The organism is Streptomyces sp. NPDC053426 (assembly GCF_055585405.1).
Genome location: NZ_JBVJKE010000007.1, coordinates 345,115 through 364,725, shown reverse-complemented (window position 1 = coordinate 364,725; position 19,611 = coordinate 345,115). Strand labels below are relative to the sequence as shown.

General features: G+C 68.7%; 22 protein-coding genes and 5 pseudogenes. 12 read left to right on the top strand and 15 right to left on the bottom strand.

The genetic code is table 11. The features are described 5' to 3' along the window. Nucleotides 1-63: 63 nt before the first annotated feature. On the bottom strand, nucleotides 64-1,674 hold the full coding sequence (locus ACZ62B_RS17420) for a glycoside hydrolase family 43 protein (protein WP_344569210.1): 1,611 nt from the start codon (nucleotides 1,672-1,674) through the stop codon (nucleotides 64-66). A gap of 338 nt (nucleotides 1,675-2,012) precedes the next feature. On the opposite strand from ACZ62B_RS17420, the gene ACZ62B_RS17415 reads away from it, so the two are divergent. Then, the gene (locus tag ACZ62B_RS17415) at nucleotides 2,013-3,659 is read left to right on the top strand and encodes a glycoside hydrolase family 27 protein (protein WP_344569208.1); all 1,647 of its coding nucleotides are present in this window, start codon (nucleotides 2,013-2,015) and stop codon (nucleotides 3,657-3,659) included. Between the two features lie 241 nt (nucleotides 3,660-3,900). Here the strand turns inward: ACZ62B_RS17415 and rpsR are convergent, their stop codons facing one another. Genes rpsR through rpmG form a run of 4 tightly spaced genes read right to left on the bottom strand, consistent with a single transcriptional unit; the run spans nucleotide 3,901 to nucleotide 5,795 of the window. After that, the gene (gene rpsR / locus ACZ62B_RS17410; protein WP_344569206.1) at nucleotides 3,901-4,137 is read right to left on the bottom strand and encodes a 30S ribosomal protein S18; all 237 of its coding nucleotides are present in this window, start codon (nucleotides 4,135-4,137) and stop codon (nucleotides 3,901-3,903) included. Nucleotides 4,138-4,175: 38 nt separating this feature from the next. Then, a complete protein-coding gene (locus ACZ62B_RS17405) occupies nucleotides 4,176-5,330 on the bottom strand; it encodes a CobW family GTP-binding protein (protein WP_469690944.1) in 1,155 nt (384 codons plus the stop codon). Continuing rightward, entirely contained in the window at nucleotides 5,330-5,584 is a 255-nt protein-coding gene (locus ACZ62B_RS17400) for a type B 50S ribosomal protein L31 (RefSeq protein WP_310870305.1), read from the bottom strand. The genes ACZ62B_RS17405 and ACZ62B_RS17400 overlap by 1 nt, the downstream gene beginning before the upstream one ends. Before the next feature lie 46 nt (nucleotides 5,585-5,630). Beyond that, the gene (gene rpmG, locus ACZ62B_RS17395) at nucleotides 5,631-5,795 is read right to left on the bottom strand and encodes a 50S ribosomal protein L33 (RefSeq protein ID WP_129802794.1); all 165 of its coding nucleotides are present in this window, start codon (nucleotides 5,793-5,795) and stop codon (nucleotides 5,631-5,633) included. A gap of 68 nt (nucleotides 5,796-5,863) precedes the next feature. Between rpmG and rpmB the strand changes: the two genes are divergently transcribed. Beyond that, complete coding sequence (gene rpmB, locus ACZ62B_RS17390) at nucleotides 5,864-6,100, top strand: 50S ribosomal protein L28 (RefSeq protein WP_344569198.1); 237 nt, start codon at nucleotides 5,864-5,866, stop codon at nucleotides 6,098-6,100. Then, on the top strand, nucleotides 6,100-6,405 hold the full coding sequence (gene rpsN, locus ACZ62B_RS17385) for a 30S ribosomal protein S14 (protein ID WP_344569196.1): 306 nt from the start codon (nucleotides 6,100-6,102) through the stop codon (nucleotides 6,403-6,405). Before rpmB ends, rpsN begins: the two co-directional genes overlap by 1 nt. Before the next feature lie 87 nt (nucleotides 6,406-6,492). On the opposite strand, the gene ACZ62B_RS17380 is transcribed toward rpsN, so the two are convergent. From ACZ62B_RS17380 to rpmF, 3 genes are all read right to left on the bottom strand, one after another. After that, a complete protein-coding gene (locus tag ACZ62B_RS17380) occupies nucleotides 6,493-7,323 on the bottom strand; it encodes a class I SAM-dependent methyltransferase (RefSeq protein ID WP_468877976.1) in 831 nt (276 codons plus the stop codon). Nucleotides 7,324-7,397: 74 nt separating this feature from the next. Continuing rightward, nucleotides 7,398-8,585 (bottom strand): GTP-binding protein, encoded by a 1,188-nt coding sequence (locus ACZ62B_RS17375; protein ID WP_344569192.1) that lies wholly within the window; start codon nucleotides 8,583-8,585, stop codon nucleotides 7,398-7,400. 6 nt (nucleotides 8,586-8,591) lie between these two features. Beyond that, the gene (rpmF, locus tag ACZ62B_RS17370; RefSeq protein WP_344569190.1) at nucleotides 8,592-8,762 is read right to left on the bottom strand and encodes a 50S ribosomal protein L32; all 171 of its coding nucleotides are present in this window, start codon (nucleotides 8,760-8,762) and stop codon (nucleotides 8,592-8,594) included. A gap of 30 nt (nucleotides 8,763-8,792) precedes the next feature. On the opposite strand from rpmF, the gene ACZ62B_RS17365 reads away from it, so the two are divergent. Both ACZ62B_RS17365 and ACZ62B_RS17360 read left to right on the top strand, forming a co-directional pair. Next, entirely contained in the window at nucleotides 8,793-9,479 is a 687-nt protein-coding gene (locus ACZ62B_RS17365) for a transposase (protein WP_469690988.1), read from the top strand. Between the two features lie 171 nt (nucleotides 9,480-9,650). After that, complete coding sequence (locus ACZ62B_RS17360) at nucleotides 9,651-10,148, top strand: hypothetical protein (protein ID WP_468890230.1); 498 nt, start codon at nucleotides 9,651-9,653, stop codon at nucleotides 10,146-10,148. 175 nt (nucleotides 10,149-10,323) lie between these two features. Here the strand turns inward: ACZ62B_RS17360 and ACZ62B_RS17355 are convergent, their stop codons facing one another. Next, nucleotides 10,324-10,767 (bottom strand): Rrf2 family transcriptional regulator, encoded by a 444-nt coding sequence (locus ACZ62B_RS17355; protein WP_344569186.1) that lies wholly within the window; start codon nucleotides 10,765-10,767, stop codon nucleotides 10,324-10,326. Between the two features lie 161 nt (nucleotides 10,768-10,928). Here ACZ62B_RS17355 and ACZ62B_RS17350 point away from each other — a divergent pair, with 161 nt between their 5' ends. Continuing rightward, nucleotides 10,929-11,399: a nuclear transport factor 2 family protein gene (locus tag ACZ62B_RS17350; RefSeq protein WP_053637133.1), complete on the top strand. Its 471-nt coding sequence runs from the start codon at nucleotides 10,929-10,931 to the stop codon at nucleotides 11,397-11,399. A gap of 415 nt (nucleotides 11,400-11,814) precedes the next feature. Here the strand turns inward: ACZ62B_RS17350 and ACZ62B_RS17345 are convergent. Further along, nucleotides 11,815-12,566, bottom strand: a pseudogene (locus tag ACZ62B_RS17345) (transposase). A gap of 151 nt (nucleotides 12,567-12,717) precedes the next feature. Here ACZ62B_RS17345 and ACZ62B_RS17340 point away from each other — a divergent pair. Both ACZ62B_RS17340 and ACZ62B_RS17335 read left to right on the top strand, forming a co-directional pair. Next, a complete protein-coding gene (locus ACZ62B_RS17340; RefSeq protein ID WP_469690941.1) occupies nucleotides 12,718-12,984 on the top strand; it encodes a hypothetical protein in 267 nt (88 codons plus the stop codon). Between the two features lie 86 nt (nucleotides 12,985-13,070). Continuing rightward, nucleotides 13,071-13,292 (top strand): annotated as a pseudogene (locus ACZ62B_RS17335) (MFS transporter); the annotation flags it as partial. A gap of 60 nt (nucleotides 13,293-13,352) precedes the next feature. On the opposite strand, the pseudogene ACZ62B_RS17330 reads toward ACZ62B_RS17335, so the two are convergent. From ACZ62B_RS17330 to ACZ62B_RS17320, 3 genes and pseudogenes are all read right to left on the bottom strand, one after another. Further along, nucleotides 13,353-13,430 (bottom strand): annotated as a pseudogene (locus tag ACZ62B_RS17330) (DUF4262 domain-containing protein); the annotation flags it as partial. An 18-nt stretch (nucleotides 13,431-13,448) separates the two neighbouring features. Next, nucleotides 13,449-13,602 (bottom strand): annotated as a pseudogene (locus ACZ62B_RS17325) (IS481 family transposase); the annotation flags it as partial. A gap of 10 nt (nucleotides 13,603-13,612) precedes the next feature. Beyond that, nucleotides 13,613-14,734, bottom strand: a complete 1,122-nt coding sequence (locus ACZ62B_RS17320) for a saccharopine dehydrogenase NADP-binding domain-containing protein (RefSeq protein WP_469690939.1) — start codon at nucleotides 14,732-14,734, stop codon at nucleotides 13,613-13,615. A 120-nt stretch (nucleotides 14,735-14,854) separates the two neighbouring features. On the opposite strand from ACZ62B_RS17320, the gene ACZ62B_RS17315 reads away from it, so the two are divergent. The 4 genes and pseudogenes from ACZ62B_RS17315 to ACZ62B_RS17300 all read left to right on the top strand — a co-directional run. Next, complete coding sequence (locus tag ACZ62B_RS17315; RefSeq protein WP_344569177.1) at nucleotides 14,855-15,442, top strand: TetR/AcrR family transcriptional regulator; 588 nt, start codon at nucleotides 14,855-14,857, stop codon at nucleotides 15,440-15,442. 160 nt (nucleotides 15,443-15,602) lie between these two features. After that, on the top strand, nucleotides 15,603-16,028 hold the full coding sequence (locus ACZ62B_RS17310; protein WP_344569175.1) for a MarR family winged helix-turn-helix transcriptional regulator: 426 nt from the start codon (nucleotides 15,603-15,605) through the stop codon (nucleotides 16,026-16,028). Nucleotides 16,029-16,126: 98 nt separating this feature from the next. Then, nucleotides 16,127-17,017: an NmrA/HSCARG family protein gene (locus ACZ62B_RS17305; RefSeq protein ID WP_344569171.1), complete on the top strand. Its 891-nt coding sequence runs from the start codon at nucleotides 16,127-16,129 to the stop codon at nucleotides 17,015-17,017. Between the two features lie 529 nt (nucleotides 17,018-17,546). Next, nucleotides 17,547-17,711, top strand: a pseudogene (locus ACZ62B_RS17300) (IS701 family transposase); the annotation flags it as partial. Between the two features lie 149 nt (nucleotides 17,712-17,860). Here the strand turns inward: ACZ62B_RS17300 and ACZ62B_RS17295 are convergent. Together ACZ62B_RS17295 and ACZ62B_RS17290 are read right to left on the bottom strand one after the other, a co-directional pair. Then, on the bottom strand, nucleotides 17,861-18,991 hold the full coding sequence (locus ACZ62B_RS17295) for an alpha/beta fold hydrolase (protein WP_468728691.1): 1,131 nt from the start codon (nucleotides 18,989-18,991) through the stop codon (nucleotides 17,861-17,863). A gap of 313 nt (nucleotides 18,992-19,304) precedes the next feature. Continuing rightward, a complete protein-coding gene (locus ACZ62B_RS17290; RefSeq protein WP_468728688.1) occupies nucleotides 19,305-19,607 on the bottom strand; it encodes a hypothetical protein in 303 nt (100 codons plus the stop codon). Between the last annotated feature and the right edge of the window lie 4 nt (nucleotides 19,608-19,611).

Below are 19,611 nucleotides of genomic sequence, written 5' to 3'. Positions count from 1 at the left end.
ACGCGGCGCGGGGCGTCCGGGGGGCCGGGCGGGGTGGTCGGGCGGTGCGGTCGGCGGACCGGTTCAGGGTGTGGACACCTCGAACCGCGTGACGCGGACCGCGCCGCCGAGGGCCTGAGTGGCGTGGTTGAAGAGGGCGAACCGGTAACCCATGAAGAACCGCCAGTCGTTGCCCATGGAGAAGGCGGGTCCGAGACGGGTGAACGTGATGCCGTCGGTGCTGTAGGAGAAGGTCCCGGGGCGCGGTGCGCCGGGGCGGATGTCCGCGTTCGCGCGCAGCCAGACGCGGCCGCCGGAGACGGGCGCGCTCGCGATCTCGGTGCCGGTGCCGGTGGTGTTCCAGTTGCCGTCCATGGTCAGCCCGGTGACCATCACCACCCGTGTCGCACCGCCGTCGCGCTTGAGGCCGATCCAGGCGGAGGAGTCACGCAGCAGCGCGAGCCCGGCCCGGTCGCCGTCCCGCATCGCGGAGTGGTCGAGCTGGACCGTGGCGGTGGAGGTGGGGCCCTGGATGCGGTGCGTGAGGGTGTTGCGGGCCCAGTAGAGGTCGTGGGTGACGGTCGCGGTCCGCAGCGTCAGGCCGTCGCCGACCGACCACTTGGTGTTGTCGGGGTTGTGGTTCCACTCCCATCCCGGTTTCAGGGTCGTGCCGTCGAAGGTGTCGACGCCGGTCATCGGGGTGACCTGGCGGGGCGGAGCGGGTACGGCCGGACTGGGATACGTGGTGCCCCACGCGCCGTCGACGAGCTGTACGACGGGCCAGCCGTCCGCGGTCCAGACGACCGGTGCCAGGGCGGGCACGCGGCCGCCGGGGTAGGCGTCGACGAAGGCCATGTAGTACCAGGCGCCGCTCTGCGTCCGCACCAGCCCGCCCTGGTGGGGGACGCCGCCGCCGGGGATCGGTCCGCGCAGGTCGAGGAGGACCTGCCGCATCGTGTACGGGCCGAAGGGGCCGCTCGAGGACTTGAGGATGTACTGGCCGTTCGCGGGGCGGGTCAGGAAGATGTAGTACCGCCCGTTGATCTTGTAGAACCGGGCGCCCTCCAAGGTGCCGACGCTGGACGGTGTCCTGAACACCTCCTGCGTACGGACCTGGCTGCGGCCGTCGGGCGAGAGCTGGGCCACGCTGATGGTGGTGTTGCCGTACGCCACGTAGAGGGTGTCGTCGGTGTCGACGAGCAGGCCGGCGTCGTAGTAGGGGGTGCTGATCGTCGTCAGTCTGTTCCACGGCCCCTCCACCGCGGTGGCGGTGTAGAGGTACGTCCGGGCGAAGTCGATCTGGCCGAGCCAGTAGAAGGTCCTGTTGCTGGGCCGGTAGGCCAGTGACGACGCCCAGATTCCCCTGACATAGCCGCGGGCGCCGTTCAGGTCGTACTTGGCGCCGAAGTCGAGGACGGGTACCGAATGGCCGGCGATCTCCCAGTTCACCAGGTCGTACGACCGCAGAACGGGCGCGCCCGGCGAGTAGTGCATCGTCGAGGCCGAGGCGTAGTAGGTGTCGCCGACGCGAATGATGTCGATGTCCGCGAAGTCCTGCCAGATCACCGGGTTCGTGTACTGCGCCGCTGTCGCGAGGGCGGGCCCAGGGGGGAGGAGGGCGCCGGCGGTCAGGCCGGTGGCGGCCGCGAGCGTGCGGCGACGCGTGAGGGGTTGATGTGACCATGACAGATCCATGGAGGTGTTCACCTCGAGTTCATCGGTCGGAGTGGCTCTGTCGCATTCGAGATGTCGAACGTGGTGCGACTCGTCGAGCATTCTGGATGATAGGGGGTTGGCGTACCCCGTCAACCCTTCTCGCACAAGTCGTGCGCCGCTCCGAAACGTTCGAAGCGCCTGGTGCGGAGTCGGTGCGCCTCGGCCGTGCTCCCTCGCCGATCACGCGACAAATCCTGCTCCTTGAGCGGGTGTTGACATGGCCGGTCGCCTCTCTAGTATCCGTGGGGCACCTGAAGTTTCCGAACGTCGATCGAAATTTCGAACCTTCTCCTCTCTTCCCCGACGAAGGAGTCCCGGTGCCCAGACGATCAGGCGGACGACTGTTCCGCCTCCTCACGGCCGCCGCGCTGACGGTGGCCGCGTCCGTGACGGCCTCAGCGCAGTCCACCGCCACGGCCGCGCCGGGCAGTCCGGCGCTCACCCCTCCGCTGGGGTGGAACAGCTGGAACAGCTTCGGGTGCGGGATCACCGAGGCCCAGGTCCGCCAGGCCGCCGACGCGATGGTGTCCTCGGGCATGCGGGACGCCGGCTACCGGTACGTGGTGGTCGACGACTGCTGGTTCGACCCGCAGCGTGACGCGCAGGGCAACCTGCGGGCCAACCCGACGAAGTTCCCGAGCGGGATGAAGGCCCTCGGGGACTACATCCACGGCAAGGGCCTGAAGTTCGGCATCTACCAGGTGCCGGGCGAGCGCACCTGCGCGCAGACCGTGGGCACTTACCCGGGCTCCACGGGCAGCAGGGGCCACGAGGCCCAGGACGCCGCCACGTTCGCCTCGTGGGGGGTCGACTACCTCAAGTACGACTGGTGTTCCTCGAGCGGCACGCGTGACGAGCAGGTCGCGCGGTTCAAGCTGATGCGCGATGCCCTGCGCGCCACCGGTCGGCCGATCGTCTACAGCATCAACCCCAACAGCTTCCACGCCATCACGGGGTCCACGTACAACTGGGGCGAGGTCGCCGACCTGTGGCGGACGACCGAGGACCTGCTCGACATCTGGCAGAACGGCAACACCAACAGCTACCCGATGGGCGTCGGCAACGTCCTGGACGTCAATGCGCCGCTGGCCGCACAGTCCGGCCCGGGGCACTGGAACGACCCCGACATGCTGGTCGTCGGCCGCCCCGGCCTGTCGCTGACCGAGTCCCGCTCCCACTTCGCCCTGTGGGCGCTGATGAGCGCCCCGCTGATGGCCGGCAACGACATCCGCACGATGTCCGCCGACGTCAGCGCGATCCTGCGCAACCCGCGCCTGCTGGCGGTGAACCAGGACTCCCTGGGCGCGGGCGGACGCAGGGTGCGCGACGACGGCGACATCGAGGTGTTCGCCAAGCCCCTGGCGGACGGTTCGGTCGCGGTGGGACTGTTCAACCGGGGCGGGAGCGCGGCGACGGTCACCACGACGGCCGCCCAGATCGGCCTGGGCGGAGGACCGTTCACCCTTACCGACCTGTGGACCGGCGGCACGTCGAGCACGTCCGGGCGGATCTCGGCGAGCGTCCCCGCGCACGGCGTCGCCGCGTACCGGGTGAGCGGCGGCAGCCCGCTGGCCGCCACCACCTCACGCCTGCGGGGCGACGCCTCCGGCCGCTGCGTGGACGTGGACAACGCCTCCACGGCCGCCGGCGCCACGACTCTGCTGTGGGACTGCCACACGGCCGCCAACCAGCTGTGGACCACATGGGCGGGCGGCGAGATCCGCGTCTACGGCGACAAGTGCCTGGACGCCTACGACCAGGGCACCACCAACGGCACCCGTGTCATCACCTGGCCCTGCAACGGCCAGAACAACCAGAAGTGGACCGTCGGCTCCGACGGCTCGATCCGCAACGTCCACTCCGGACTGTGCCTCGACGCCAACGGGGCCGGCACCGCCAACGGGACCCCGCTGGTGCTGTGGACCTGCAACGGCCAGGCCAACCAGAAGTGGACCCGTGCGTGAGCGACACGGCACCGGGTCGTGGCCGGAGCGACAACGCCCCGGCCACGGCCTCCCGCACGGCTGCCGCATCCTCCGGCCGTTGATGATCGCCGCACGAGACGCGTTCCCCACCACACGGCCATGATCGATGATCAGAGGCTCGACGTCTCACCGCTTACCGTGTACGAGCTCGTCGGGGGCGCGTTCCATGTGCTTTCGAATTTCCCGCAGAAAGGCTTGCGCAGGGGTGAGTGGTTGTTCCTCACCGGCTCGAGTACGGAAGGAGCGCCATCTCCCGGGCGTTCTTGATCGCCGTGGCGATCTGTCGTTGCTGCTGGGCCGTGACGCGGGTGACGCGGCGGCTGCGGATCTTGCCGCGGTCGGAGATGAACTTCCGCAGCAGATCGGTGTTCTTGTAGTCGATGTAGGTGATCCCAGCGGCGTCCAGCGGGTTGGGGCGGGACTTCAGCGGCTTGCGGGGGACTTGGCGGGGGGCCATGGTGTGCTCTTTCTGTGTCGATGCGGACGGGGCCGGAGTTACGCGACGGGGTCGAGGAGAGAGTCGAACGCGGCCGGGAGCTGCTTCCACGCTTCGGGTCCCGCGGCGTACTCGGCGTCGGTGAGCAGGCAGGACTCCAGCACTCGCGCGAGCCCGTCGCGGTCCAGGCCGGGTGAGGTGAAGACGAGGTGCTGGCAGCGGTCGCCGTGTTCGGGGTGCCAGTCCAGTGCGGCGGCCGCTCGGCGTACGGGCGGGACCAACTCCCAGGCGGCGTCCGGCAGGGAGGCGAGCCACGGGCCGGCACTCTCCACGCACAGGGCTCCGCCCGCGGCGTCCCAGGCGAGCAGGGTGTCGGGGCGGTCGGCGAGCCAGAACCGTCCGCGGCTGCGGGCGGCGGAACAGCAGAGGTCTTCCAGCGCCTCGTAGAGGCGTTCGGGGTGAAACGGGCGGTGCCGGCGCCAGACGAATGTGGTGACGCCTGCCGCGTCGGCTTCCTGGGGAAGCAGCGCGCAGGCCGGGTGCTGGGCCGCGGCGGCCGCGTCGACGTCGAAGCCGGCGAAGGCCAGCCGTGCGAGTTCCCCGGAGTCTGCGCCCACCTGGTGGGCGGTGGGGTGGAGTTGGGTGAGCAGCGCGCGGTCCTCGTCGTCGGCGTCCTCGCTCTCGACGACGGCGAGGACGGGCGCGTACTCCAGTTGCCTGGCCCAGGTGTCGCCGACCGTGCGCCGGTCGCCGGCTGCGGCCGCGAGGCCCACCTCGGCGAGGTCGTCGCCGTTGCCGAGGCAGGGGAGTACGAGAGCCGGGTCGACCGCTGTGATCACGTTGGTGAGCCGCACCGCGTCGCCGCCGTGGTGGACGACGACCTCGGCCATTCCCCTGGGTTCTACGGAGTCCCACAGTTCGATGACGACGAGCCGGGTGAGGCCGGCGTCGGCGAGCCGTTCCAGCTCGGGGACCAGGTCTTCGCGCAGGGCACAGCACGCGCAGTCGTTGACCAGCGGGGCGTCGCCCCGGGACAACTCGCCCGAAGCGTCGCGCACCCGGCGCAGGACGGTGCCGTCGGCCGCGGAGGACAGGTCGTGGTGCAGGGCGACGCTGCCGGGTACCAGGCGCAGGAGGTGCTCCACGACCTCGCGGCGTGCCTCGGAGTGGAGCCCGGCGACGATGACGACGGGAAGTCCGGTCTCTTCCCGCATCAGTTGGCCCCGCGTCGACCGTATCGGCGTTCGAAGCGCTCGACTCGCCCGGCGGTGTCCAGGACTCGGGCGGTCCCCGTGTAGAAGGGGTGGCTGACGTTCGAGATCTCGACGTCGACGACCGGGTAGGTGTTGCCGTCCTCCCAGTCGATGGTCTTGTCACTGGTCATGGTGGAGCGGGTGAGGAACGCGTAGTTCGCGGCACGGTCGCGGAAGACGACGGGGCCGTACGCGGGGTGGATTCCGGGCTTCATGGGGCGTCCTTGGGGTCTGGGGCGGTGGGGGCGGAGTGGCTGGAGGTCAGCGTTCCTCGCGGAAGTCGACGTGGCGCCGGGCAATCGGGTCGTACTTGCGCAGGACCATGCGGTCGGGGTCGTTGCGGCGGTTCTTGCGGGTGACGTACGTGTAGCCGGTTCCCGCGGTGGAGCGGAGCTTGATGATCGGGCGTACCTCGTTGCGTGCCATGAGCGGTACTATATGGGAATGGTTTCCATTACCAAAAACTAGTCGTCCGACGAGAGGCAGGTACGACCTTGTCCGCCCACTGCCAACTGACCGGCGCCCGGCCGGGCTTCGGCAACACCATTTCCCACTCGCATCGGCGCACCTCGCGCCGCTTCGACCCCAACATCCAGCGCAAGCGCTACTGGCTGCCCAGCGAGGGGCGGCACGTCCGGCTGACGCTCAGTGCGAAGGCGATCAAGACCGTGGACAGCATCGGCATCGAGGCCGCCGTGGCCCGCATCCGCGCCCGAGGAGGGAAGGTCTGATGGCCAAGAAGAGCAAGATCGCGCAGAACGAGAAGCGCAAGGCGACCGTCGAGCGGTACGCGGCCCGCCGCGCGGAGCTGAAGGAGATCATCCGCCGGCCGTCCTCCACCGACGCCGAACGCCGAGCCGCAGTGGAAGAACTGCGGCGCCAGCCCCGCAACGCGAGCGCTACGCGAGTGCGCAACCGGGACGGCGTGGACGGGCGGCCGCGCGGTCACCTCCGGAAGTTCGGCCTGTCGCGGGTCCGCATGCGTGAGCAGGCCCACGCCGGCTTCCTGCCCGGGGTCACCAAGTCCTCCTGGTAGCCGCGCCGCTCGCACAGCGGGCGGAGTCGCCGGCCGTGACTCGGCGGAGTCACGGCCGGAACCGGCCGCGGAGCGTGCCGGTGGGTGTCAGGGCAGGCGCAGGAGGCTGAGCCGGTAGTCCTCGGCCTGGGGGAGCCGCTGCGCGGCGATGGCGGACACCATCTGCTGGTAGGGAAGCGGCAATTGAGCCACCAGGGGTTCGGGAAGGCTGGTGAGGGTGTGGGACGCCAGTACACGTGCGCCCGGCCGCCAGTCGGCCAGTCGGGCCGGATCGGGGCAGTACCAGTGCATGCGGGCCTCGACCTTGCTGAGGGCGTCGTGCTGTTCCTGAGTGTCGAAGAAGCCGGGACCGGCGGTGTCCAGGGCCAGCAGGGCGCCCGGGAAGCGGTCGGCGAGGAGGTCGATGACCCCGCGCACATCGGGTTCGTGCAGGTAGGGCAGTACGGCCTCCGCGACGAACAGGTACGGCCCGGTGGCGTGCGAGGCCACCTCCGCGGCCCACGCCTCGTCCGTCACCGAGGCCGCGATCATCGTCCGCCGAGGGCTGTCCGTGAAGAAGTTCCGGCGCAGACCGATCACATCGGGCAGGTCGAGGTCGAACCACCGGGCGTGGCCGTTGTCGACACGTTCGTGGCGTGTGTTGAGCCCGGTACCGATCTCGACCACGGTGGCGTCGGGGTGCGCGGACAGGAAGTCCGTCACCCACCGGTCGAAGAGAAGGGTGCGCAGCAGCGCGCCGGTGAGGCTCGGAAGATCGTCGAAGCGTTCGAAGTCGTAGTCGATCGAGGCGACGATCTCTTCGGCCCGCGCGTCCCTCAGAAGTGCGTGTTCCTTGCGGTTTTCCACGGCGCGGGCATACAGCGGTATGAGGAGGGTCTCCTGCACCGTCCCCAGGTGCGGCTTCTTCCTGTCGTCCATGAGCGGCCTCTCTGACACAGGTATGTACCGGGCCGGACGGTGCCGTGGCTGCGACCACCGCCCGACCCGGAGTTTCAGCGCCCTGTCACCGTGGTGAGGGGGTCGTGCTCGTGCGCGCAGCTCTCGTCGAATCCGTAGGTGTCCCAGGCGGGGAAGGGGTCGGAATCGGGCAGGGCTTCGCCGTCCCGCATGAGGCAGTCGGTCAGGGCGGCCCGCAGCGGCTCCGCGTCCAGATGGGTTCCGATGAAGACGAGTTCCTGAGCGAAGGGACTGTCGGCGTCACGTGCGGAGGAGGGCTCGAAGCGGGCCACCGAACCGGCCTGCGACCACAGTCCCGTCACACGGGGGCGGCTGGCGAGGGTGAAGAAGCCCTTGGACCTGAGAACCTGCCCGTAGGCGCCGCTGTCCAGAGCCTCCGTCACCAACGTCCACAACCGCCCGGGGTGGAAGGGCCTTCCGGAGCGGAAGACGGTCGACGAGATGCCGTACTCCTCCGTCTCGGGAACGTGGTCGCCGTTGAGTTCCCTGACCCACCCCGGGGCCTGCTGCGCGCGCTCCAGGTCGAAGCGGCCGGTACCCAGGACCTCGCCGACCGGGAGGCGGCCTCGCACGGCCGGCACCACGCGGGCGGCGGGGTTGAGCCGTGCCAAGGTGGCCCGGAGCCGGTCGGCGGACGCGGCGTCGACGAGGTCGAGCTTGTTGAGGACGATGACGTCGGCGAACTCGATCTGGTCCATCAGCAGGTCACTGACCGTGCGTTCGTCGTCCTCGTACTGGTCCAGGCCCCGTTCGGTCAGTTCGTCGCCGCCGGCCAGCTCGGGCAGGAAGTTGGCGGCGTCCACGACCGTGACCATGGTGTCCAGCCGGGCCAGGTCGCCGAGGGTGGCGCCGTCGTCGCGGGCGAAGGCGAAGGTGGCGGCCACCGGCATGGGCTCGGAGATGCCGGAGGACTCGATGAGGAGGTAGTCGAAACGCCCCTCGCGTGCCAGGCGGTCCACCTCTTCGAGCAGATCGTCCCGGAGGGTGCAGCAGATGCACCCGTTGGTCATCTCGACCAGGCGTTCCTCGGTGCGCGACAGGGCGGCCTCGCCGCCACGCACCAAAGCGGCGTCGATGTTGACCTCGCTCATGTCATTGACGATGACCGCGACGCGCAGGCCCTCGCGGTTTCCGAGGACGTGGTTGAGCAGGGTGGTCTTGCCGGCGCCGAGGAACCCCGACAGAACGGTGACGGGCAGGCGCCGCGAGGGGACGTGGGTCATGCGGTGTCAGCCCTCGGGGCGGAGCAGGCCGCGCTCGTACGCCTTGGCCAGCCGCTGAGGGACGCGGTACGGAACCCCATCGACGGTGATCGTCACCAACTGGGACGTCGTGGCCTTCCACTGCGCGCGACGGTGCCGGGTGTTGCTGCGCGACATCTTCCGTTTGGGTACGGCCATGAGGACCTCCGGGTGCGATCGGTGAGCGAGATGACGATACATGAAAATGGATGTCATTACTATGTAGATGATGCCCGGTATTGCCCTGAAACAGGACAGGCTGGGGCGGCCAAGGCCCGCGCCCAGGCGACCAACCGGCTCAAAGTCGTCCTGGTCATCGCCGATCCCGCACGGCGGAAACGACTGTCCAGCCTGGGCGACCGTGAGCTGTTCCGCACCTGCGCACGCCTCGGGCCAGGTGGCGGTGAGGACGGCGGGAACGCGGTGGCCCGGGCCACCCGCATGACCCTGAGAATGCTCGCGGAGCGCATCGAACAGCTCACCGGGCAGATCGACGAGCTGAACCAACGCCTGACCCAGCTCGTCGAACACCACGCCCCACAGCTGCTCGTACCGGTGGGCATCGGTCCGGACAGTGCCGTCACTCTCCTGATCACCATGGGGGACGATCCCGAGCGGCTGAACACCGAGGCGTCCTTTGCCGCCCTTTGTGGAGTCAGTCCCATCGCGTGCTCCTCCGGGCGTCGGAGCACGCGTCGGCTCAACCACGGCGGCGACCGGCGGGCCAACGCCGCCCTGTACCGCATCGTGTTCACCCGCCTGCGCCACGACCCGCGCACCCAGGCGTACTTCGAACGCCGTGTCCAGGAGGGCAAGAAGCGGGCACCTTCGGGGATGCGTTCGTCGACGTCTTTTCCGATGCCGCCGAAGAACTGACCCAGCAGATCGCCCTCGTCGGAATCGGCGGCCTGACGGGATGGCGCAGAGCCGCGGTCGAGCCGGGCGGGGGACGTTACTGCAGGGAACCGGGTTCGACGCACTTCGGGCTCCCCGTCGTTCGGGTCGTCGGGGGTCAGTCCGCTGGGGTCGGCGAGCAGGGTGGGGGCGTTGACGGCGATCACCGACTTCGCCGGGGAGGCGGACGCGGGGGACGCGCCGGCGCTTCGGGACTGCACGCCCGTCAAGCGCCTCGCGCTGATCGCGTTCCTGGTCCACAAGGCCGGGATGCGGGTCCGTGACGACCTGGCGACGATGTTCTGCAAGCGCGTCGCCACGAAGATCAAGAAGGCCAGGACGGAGCTGGAGGAGATCCGGCTCGCCGAGCGGGAGATCGCCGAGGCCCTGCTCGGGAACTACCGCGTCGTGCTCAAGGACATCGACGCGGACGGCCCGGCCCAGCCGGCGCTGGCGAAAGCCGCGGAGATGACCGCCGAGACCAGGGCGGCCGTTGAGGGGCTGGACGAGGAGGCGTCGGCCGACGAGGTGGTCCGGCGGCTGGGCGGCAAGGTCTCTCCGGTCCTGCTCGCCTTCGTCGAGGCCCTGGTCACGGGGCACGCCGAGTCTGTCGGGATCTGCTGGACGGTCTTCTCCCGCTCGTCGTCGTAGAGCCGCTGGACGAGCACGGCCTGGTCCGCGGTGAGCTCGGCCTGCGCCCGCCGTCTGTTCCGGCGGCGGATCCAACGCGTTCGGCGCGGGATTCCATCTCCACGCTCAGGTCACTCCGCCCCGGTGGGCAGAACCCACGCCGAACCCTAGGGTTCGCACGGGGTCGCCCAGCTGATCAGAGAGGCTGGCGAGGTGCCGCGAGTACGTCCCTGAGTACGTTCTCGAGCGTGACGCGGGCCAGTTCGTGTCTCAGGGTCTCCTCGATGTCCTGGTAGATGCCCCGCATCGCCGGCTGGATGCCGTGACCCACCACGCATCCCTGGTCCGGGGTGGTGCGGTGCATCGCGAACAGCGGGCCGGGTTCCACTGCCTCGTACACGTCGAGCAGGGTGATCGACCCCAGCTCGCGCGCCAGCGACCAGCCCGCGCCCGCGCCCCGCCGGGACTCCACGAGCCCGGCCCTGCGCAGTTCGCCGAGCATCCGTCTGATCACCACGGGGTTGGTGTTCGCGCTGGCTGCGATCTGCTCGGAGGTGGCGACCTCGTGGCCCTGGCGCTGGTAGAGACCGATCCAGGCCAGCGCATGGGCGGCAATGGTCAGCCTGCTGTTGGCGCTCATGATCCCTCCTCCGGTCGCAACGCTCCATGTTACGACAGCACAGTCGTAACAGTGAAGGTTGCGACAATCTGCCGTAACAATTATCGTTACGACAGCCGGGAAGGGTCGATCAAGGACAGGCGCGGACCGTGAGCGTGTTGCGAACTCGAAGGAGAACAGGAATGGAAAGTAACGAAAAGACCATTCGCGAGGCTTACCGGCTCGCGGAAGGGAACGTTCTCGACGGTGACGGTTTCCTGGCCTTGTTCACCGAGGACGGGTCGTTCAACGACATGTCGACCTCGCAGAGTTTCCGTGGAGAGCAGATTCCTCAGGTGATCGCGGGCCTCGCCCGCTCGTTCCCCGATGTACACCGTGAGCTGCTCGAGGTGCATGCGTTCGGTGATGTCGTCGCCGTCGAGTTGCGAATCCAGGGCACGCATCTCGGAGGGTTTCCGACTCCGGTCGGCGAGATCCCGCCGACCGGGAACCGGATCGACGTGCCGGCGGCGGATCTCTGGTACCTCCGTGACGGAAAGATCGAAAGGTTCAATTGCTACAACTCGATGAGCGTGTGGCTTGATCAAATCGGGGTCCACCCCGACTTCAAGTCCGCAGTCGAAGCCACCGAGACAGCGGCCACGACGGCATAACTCTGCCGGTCAGCGCCGAGCATGCGACAAGACACTCCCTTCTTCGGGCCGCATACCCGGCGCTGCTTCTTGAACGAAGTTGTTGTTCGCACCCAGCCGCCGACACGACCCGGCAGGCCGACTCATCGAGTATCAGCGGCCCTGGCCGGCGGGTAGGGCAACGACCCACATCGAGTGACGTTCTCCGGGCCCGCCTCCACGAGGCACGCGGCTGCGACGAGAGCCCACCCCAAAGGTCATCGAGGTACGCGGGGCCGGACTGCCCTTCCCCATGGCGCCAAGCCCTGCGCATCCGACGCTGACCGTGGACGAGTTCCACGCGTGCGCGGACCGTGGAGGGCTCGGCCTGCCATGAGTCCGTGACGATCACGAGAACCGGCGCGGAGGCCGGCGTGAGAGAGCAACTGATCAATGTTCACGCGGATGCGAGTGGGATGTCCGTTTCGATTCGCCACGTCGGTGCGGATTCTCCGGTCGGTTCGCGGGACATTTTGTTGGCCATCGCCCAGTGGATCATCGCCCGGGACCTCTGCGGGAGGGCTTCGTGGTCCCGTGCCAGGCGGCGGTGCTGCATCAGCCAGCCGAAGGTCCGCTCGATCCCCCTCGCTTCGGCAGCGGTTCGAACCCCTTCGTCCGTGGCCGCTGCACCACCTCGACGTCGATCCCCAGGCCGGCGCCGTGGTTGAAGATGCTGCTTTGGTAGCCATCGTTGGCCCAGACCTTCGCCACGGAGGGATGAGCGGCCAGGTCGTCGAGCAGGATGATCTTCTTGCCGGCGTCGATGCCCTGGCTGGTCTCGGCCACGTTTGCCGAGGTCTTCACGCTCTGCGCGTCGATCACGGCCGCGGTCGGCTGAGCGCTGCGGCCGTGGGATCGACGAGTCTTGTCGCGTAACAGGTCGTGGACCTGCTGGGTGGTGCCGTCGGCTTCCCACTCGGCGTAGTAGCCGTAGACGGTCTTGTACGGCGGGAAGTCGTGGGGCAGGTATTCCCACGGGATGCCGGTGCGGTTGACATGGAGGATCGCGTTGACGATCTCCCGCAGTTCGTGCACCCGGGCCGCCGTGCCGGGACCGGTTCTCCTGGCTCGCCAGGCGGCGAAGACCGGTTCGATCAAGGCCCAGCGGGCGTCGGAGACATCACTGCGGTACGGACGACGAGCACTCACACCCCGCCCGACGACCGCCAACACCAACAGTCACAGAACCATCCCTAACTACCAACTACATGGATCAGACGCTCTCTTACCCCCTCCCGGCCCCGAACGCCGGGACGTCAGCGGCGGACAGGTCCGGGCGCGTCCGGTGGAGGCGCCCGGGGTGGCGCCATCGGACGGCGGTGTCGCGGGCGACGTCCACGTCTACTTCCACCACCAGCTGCGGGTCGACGAGCGTGACCTCCAGGACGTCGCGGCTGCCCCACCCGGCGGTGAACGTCCGCCCCGTCCACGGGTGCTCGCCGCCGACCTACTGGTGAAGCCGCAGTACTCCAGGGCTGCGCTGTTCACTGCTGGGGCAGAGCCCGCCATTGCGTGCTGGTGGCCGAACTCACCGTCGGAGGCCTGGTGCATGGTCCTCGGGGAGTGAGGGGCGTCGGCCAACTGTGATCACTGACGTTCGGCGCTCCGGGTTTCTGCACCAGGGTGCTCGCTGCGTCGAGCCATAGGGAGATCATGACGATCGCCGACGAGTCACCGAAGCCGATCAGTACGCTGTTGCAGATCGCGAGTTTCCGGCGATTTGTGTCGGCCAATCCCATCTCGGCAACAGGGCCTGCGATGGCCCCTCTTGCCCTGGCCTACGCTGTCATCGAGCAAGGCGGTGGAGCGGGCTCTCTCGGTGTGGTGCTTGCCACGGACACCGTCCCTGCGATCGTGTTTCTGCTCGCGGGCGGCGCGGCCCTCGGCATCCGGCCACGCGACTTGCGGCACGGGGAGCGGTGGCCGCCGGTAGAACCCGATGGCCTGCCCGAAGAAGGGCCGGTACCAGCCGCGATCAACCTGCCTGAGCGCGACTCGATACCCGTGGACAACATCAGGGGGACGCGCTGCGTCTGGACGTGCCCGCCAGCGCCGAACCCATTTGTGGGCGTAGCCCGGGGATACCCATCTCGTCAGCGACGTGGGCGACGGGACGTCCGGCCCGAACCCGGTCGACGAGGAGTCGAACGCCGTGAGCGGTCAGCCGTGCGTTGGGATGAGGCATGGGCACCTCTTCAGTCGATGACCGATCCGTCCTGGGCGGGACGGGGCTCGTCGGGGAGGAGGATCTGTCCACCCGCCTGCTCGGCGACGCCTGCACCGAACAGGGCGCCGGGTGTGTAGGCGCCCGGCCGGCCCTCGCCGTGGGCGAGCTTGGCGGCCACTGTTGCTGCCACCGAGGCGGTGTAGGCCATGCCGTCGTCGGCGCGCAGCCAGCCCTCGCGGCGGGTGCCGTCGGGCCAGGTGACGACCGCGTGCCCCCAGGAGTGCCGGCGCGGGGCCGGGGCGTCTTTCATCTTGGCCTTGGCCATCTGGCCGACGGCGAAGCGTCGCAGCGGCTCGATGGACAGCAGCTTCTCGGCCAGCGGGGCCACGGACCGCGTAACTCGCGAGGTGGGAGCCATCCCGGTGGTCACGGTGACGGACGGCGCATTGCTGGCCCGGTGCGCGGCGAGGAGTTCCGCGCTGGGAGCGCCCGCAGACTTCGCCTGCTGCCCATCGGGCAGGGTGAGGTTCTGGAGATCGGCGCCGAGACGTGAAGCGACCATGCGTCCGTCGGTGTAGCGGCGTCCACCCGTAGCGAACATGTCGATCATGGAGGCCGCGAAGGCGGCGCCGACGACTCCGGCGCTGAGGGACACCGAGGCCAGGGCGTCGACGCGCACGGCGGCGGGGGCCGGGCGGTCCTCGCACAGCTTGATCACGACGGCTTCGGTGGCCAGCACGCCGAATCCGGAGCCGGTCACCAGTGTGCTGCCCGCCTGTTCGGCCTCCCGGTTCAGTTCGAGCAGGCGGGGGACTGCTGTCAGATCTGCGGCCAGGTCCAGGTAGTGGCCACCGGGCATACAGGCCCGGGCGATGACCGTGGCCGTCTCGGCGTAGTTGCCGATGCCGTTGAAGACCACAGCAGGTCGCTGCCGAGTGATCTCCGCCGCGATGGCGTCGACGCCGTTCGCGGTGACGACACGGCTACCGAGGCCCGCGGCGGCCTCGCGCAACCGGTCGCTTTCGCGACCGACGAGAACGGGCTTGATTCCTTGAGCGGCGAGATTCGCCGTGACGGCACTTCCGATGCGCCCGCCAGCGCCCAGGATCCAGATCTCTCCAGATCGTGCGCTCTGGGTTGTGTCAGTCATGTGCTGCCTCCTGTCGTTCGGCACATGCGGTGGCCGCCCGCTCCACAGTGATGTCTCACTGTGTCATCACCGACCCTAGCATGAATGACACAGTGAGACGTCACTTGCTATCGTCCGGCCATGGCCAGATGGGACCCCGGAACCGAGGAGCGCCTCACACAGGCGGCGCTCGAGCTCTACACGGAGCACGGATACGACAACGTGACCGTGACGCAGATCGCCGAGCGGGCCGGGATCACCCGCCGCTCGTACTTCCGGTACTTTCCTGACAAGCGCGAGGTCCTGTTCGCCGGCTCGGAACGACTGCCCTCCGTGATCCGTGAGGCGGTCCTCGATGCCCGCCCGGCCGCTTCCCCTCTATCGGCAGCCCTTGAGGCCCTCGCCCGGTTCGGCACCACCCTCGTCGAACACATCGGCCACATCGCCGAACGCCGCGCCGTGATCGCCTCGAGCCCGGAGCTCCAAGAGCGGGAACGCACCAAACTCGCCGCAGTCACCAGCGCAATCCACGAAGCACTCCTGCAGCGAGGCGTCGGCGACGACAGCGCGAAACTGGTGGCCCAGATCGCTACCGTCGCCTCCCAGAATGCCTTCGACCGCTGGACTGACGCGCGCGGTCAGAAGGACTTCGCTGCCTGCCTCCACGCAGCCGCTGCGTCACTTCGAGACGTGCTCATCGCGGACAACGAGACCATTCGCTCCGAGTGACCACTCCACCAAGATCTACAGCTGGGGCAATTGGGTCGATCACGGTGGTTGGGGTGCGAGTGCCGGGCTGGGCTCGCGGAGGTGCGCATCTCCTGGTGAGTGGCGCGGTCCGCCGGCCCGAGGCCAGTATGCTGTTCGTCGTCGGGCCGGGGAGGTCAGCGTGAACTATGGCGACAAGCTCTTCTGGCTCTCGGTTGTGATTCAACGCAAGTACGCGCAGATCTGCGCCGAGTTCGACCTGACCCCCTCGCAGGCCACGCTGCTCTGCGCAGTCAGGGACGAGCCGCGGCAGATGGCCGACCTCGCCGCGTCGTTGGGGATGACCAAGAACGCATTGAGCCAGCTGGTCGATCGCACCGCGCGGCGCGAGTTGGTCGACCGGGCGAGCCCGAAGCAGGACCGACGGGTCGTCATGCTCAGCGTGACACCCGCGGGGAAGGTGCTCGCCGAGGCCGTTTACGCCGAGGTCGCCAAGCGCCTGCCCGAGATCACGAGGAACCTTGACGCTGACGACCAGCGCGACTTCGAGCGCGTGACCACCGCCATCGTGGACACCTCGGACCTCTCTTCGCCCGCCTCGGACTGACCCATCACATCGCGAGGTCTCGCCACACCCATGCCTTGACGAAGTTCATGCCGTGAACTAATTTCGTTCATGCCGTGAACCAGTGAAGGGTGGCAGCGATGAGCACTCAGAAGACCGGCACGATCGCCGTCTTCGGCGCGACGGGGCAGCAGGGCGGGGCGGTGGTCGACGCGCTGCTGGACCACAAGGCGCGGGTGCGGGCTTTGGTCCGCGACCCGCAGCTCGACCGGGCTCAGGCGCTGGCCGCCCGCGGCGTCGAGCTGGCGGCCGTCCGGGCCGACGACCCGGCGTCGCTGGCCGCCGCGCTGGCGGCGGTCGAGGGGTTCTACTTCATGACCCCGGAGGCGAACAGCCTCGAAGAGGTCGAGGCGGAGATCCGCATCGGTACCGCGCTCGTCGACGCGGCGGCCGAGGCGGGCGTCCCGCACGTCGTGTTCAACTCGGTCTTCGGAGCGGACCGGGAGCGGGGTGTGCCGCAGCACGACTCGAAGCACGCGATCGAGGAGCACCTGAGGAAGTCCGGTCTCAGGGCCTCGATGGTTCGCGCGACCGCCTTCATGGAGAACTTCGCGAGCGTGCTGGCACCGAGCCTGGAGCACGGGGAGATCGTGCTGAGGATGCCGCTGCCGGAGGACGTCCCTCTGAAGATGATCTCGGTCAGGGACATCGGCCGGGTCGCCGCCGCGCTCCTGCTCGGCATCGCCCAGGCGCCTGGCGGAGCCGTCGAGCTCGTGGGTGACGAGCTGACGGGCCCCCAGATCGCCGCGGCGTTCGGCGCGCGCGCCGGGCTCCCGGCACGGTACGAGGCCCTCCCGGTGAGCGTGCTTCCCAACGACCTCGACAGGGTGATGTTCCGCGAGTTCGCGAAGGCGGCGGAACACCCTGCGGACCCCGCGGTGGTGCGCTCGATCGAGCCGGCCACCCTGGACCTGGTCGAGTGGATCCGAGCCACCGGCTGGACCGCACCCGCGAACGCGGCTGGTTCCTGAACCTCCGGCCGCGACGAACGCCCGCGATCGTGCCCACGGTCTCGGCGCTCCGGGCACGGCAACGCATCCGCCAACGGTTGAAGGAGTCACGGAGCTCCCGGGGCGTGCCCGAGGCGGACACAGGCACACTGGTTGTCGAGAGGCCGCCAGTCGACGCCGAGGTGAAGATCCATGTCCAGGAGGCCCCGGGCCGCCAACCAAAAGACCTCACCGACCAGGCCCGCGGGGCCGCCGCGCCGGCGTCTGGACCCGTACAGCGGATGGCCGGAACGGGCTTGACCGTGCCGGCCATCCGCAACGGTGCCCGGCGCGTCTCTGACCGCCGCTGAGGCATGGTTTCCGTCTGACCAGAGGCAGGTCGACTTCATTGACATATGGTCGTCCACCTCATGTCTCACCGAATCTGATCCACCGCAGTTCAGCGCCGCTCGGCATGGATCGGTTTCAGTGAGAGCTCACGCCGGGTCACCGGCGACGAGGTCTACGGCGGTGACCCTCACCTGAGTGCCGAGTTGGAGAGGCGTCGGATCTCGCCCCGCTGACGTGCGGCGAGATCCGACGCCTCTTCGCAGCATTCACCACCCCGCCGCCCCGCAGCCGCGCGCACCGACTCCGCTGGTCGGACTGGCGCCGGCGCCACCAAGCCCGCGCCCGCACCAGCCACCACCGGCGACAGGCCGCCCAACAACCCTGATCACGATCTACGGCTGGAGCACCAGACGGCAGGACCGCCGAAGCAGCCCTGCGCCCGCTGGTTCAGGGAGGGCGATCCCGACAACGCCTTCTGTCGGCAGCGACGAATGACAGGGACGGCTATGGGAGCCTGTGCGTCCGAGGCCGCCCTCAGCTCGTGGTTTTGATCCAGTTCAGGATCTGGGTGTTCGTCTCGGGTGCGTTCTTGTGCAGTTGTACGTTGTGGCCGCTGTTGGGCACGACGATCGATGTGAGGCCGGCCTGGTCGGAGTAGTAGGGCTGTTCGCTGGCCAGCATCGTCTTGGAGGTGCAGGTGCCGGCGGTGCAGTACTGATCCTTGTCGCCGGTGACCAGGAGGGTGGGCACCTTGATGGCGCGGGAGGGGGACTTGGCGGGCGGAAGAGGGGTGGTGTCAGAGTCTGCCGCGGTGCTGACATCCTTGAGGCGTTCGTCAGCCTTGATGACGGCAGGGTCTGTGTGGGCGGTGTCGTAGAAGAACTGCCGCATGCCGGCGTTTGTGGTCAGGTAGCCGGGGTCGTCGATCGAGCCGCGGAACTTGGGGTCGTCCTTCGCCTTGATTTCGAATTGGACGTCCTGGCCGGGGCCGTCGTCGGAGGGCTCTTCCTGACGAACGACGTGGCTCATGCTGGTGAGCACGAAGGCGTCCACGTCACGGGGGTACTTCGCGGCCTGGGCCCAGGCCATGGACGAGCCCAGCGAGTGGCCGACCCAGACGACCTTGTCGAACGTGCGGTCCTTGATCCGGCCGTCCCGCAGCTGGGTGATGACCTGGTGGAGGGCGTCGGTGCCGGTGGCGAGGGTGTACTTGGAGCTGGGCGGCAGCGTACTCCTGCCGGTGGCGAGGCGGTCGACGTTGAAGGTGGAGAAGCCCGCGTCGAGTGCCGAGGAGACGTAGGAGTAGCGGCCGTTGGCGACCGGCATGTCGTAGTAGCTGTGGTTGTAGGTGGAGCCGGGGACCAGTAGCTGCACGGTCTTGCTGGTCGTGCTCCGGTGGCGCGGCTGGCACAGCTCCCCGTAGATGTGGGCGTTGCCTGTCTCCTTCACCGACACCGGGACCCGTACTTCGTGGCAGGCCGCGTCGGGGTGCAGCTTCTGCACACGGCTGGGGGGCGTGTGCGTGGTGCCCGCGTTCGCGGACGTCGCTGGCTCGCCTTGGCCGCTCACGATCACCGGTATGGCGATCCCCGCCGCCGCTACGGCCGTCAGCACGGCGGTGAAGGCTTTGGTCTTCGTCGAGAAGGTACGACGGCGTCCGGTCATGATCGTTCTCCAGGAAGGGGACCGTGAAGGGCGTGAGAGGTGGCCGAAGAACCGTCGGTGGGCGCGGACGGTGTGAACGCTCGCGCCAAGACGTCCGGCATGAAGGCGGAGTGGAGTGCGGCACCAGAGCGGCTCGGGCGGTGCGAGTGCGGGACGCTGGCGAGCTTCGTGGAGGAGAGGGAGGTGCCGCTGCGTTCTGTGCGGGTGCACGTGAGGGGGCCGGTGGTGTCAGCGGATACCTTCTACGATTGGGTGCGGCCCGCCTCGGGCGCCAACCGTCTTCACGGAATGCCCGGCGGTGCCGGGCAGTGGTTCAGAAGTGCGCGTAGTCGGCGCGGACCAGGGCGAGAGTGAAGTTTTCCTCCGTGAGGGCGCCGATCTGGGATTGCAGCTCGTCCCATGTGGGGTCGGCGTCCTGGGCGGCGAGGGCTTCGTCGCTCCTGAAGAATTCCATGGCCCACAGGGTGTCGGGGGCCTCCTCGGCGCGCGCGATGACGACCTTGTCGGTGACGGCGGACTCGTCGCTCAGCTTGGCGCACAGGACGAACAGTTCCTCTCCCTTGCCGGGCTTGGCCTTGAACCGCAGGACCGTGCCCGGCTGGCTCGGATCGGTCATGACG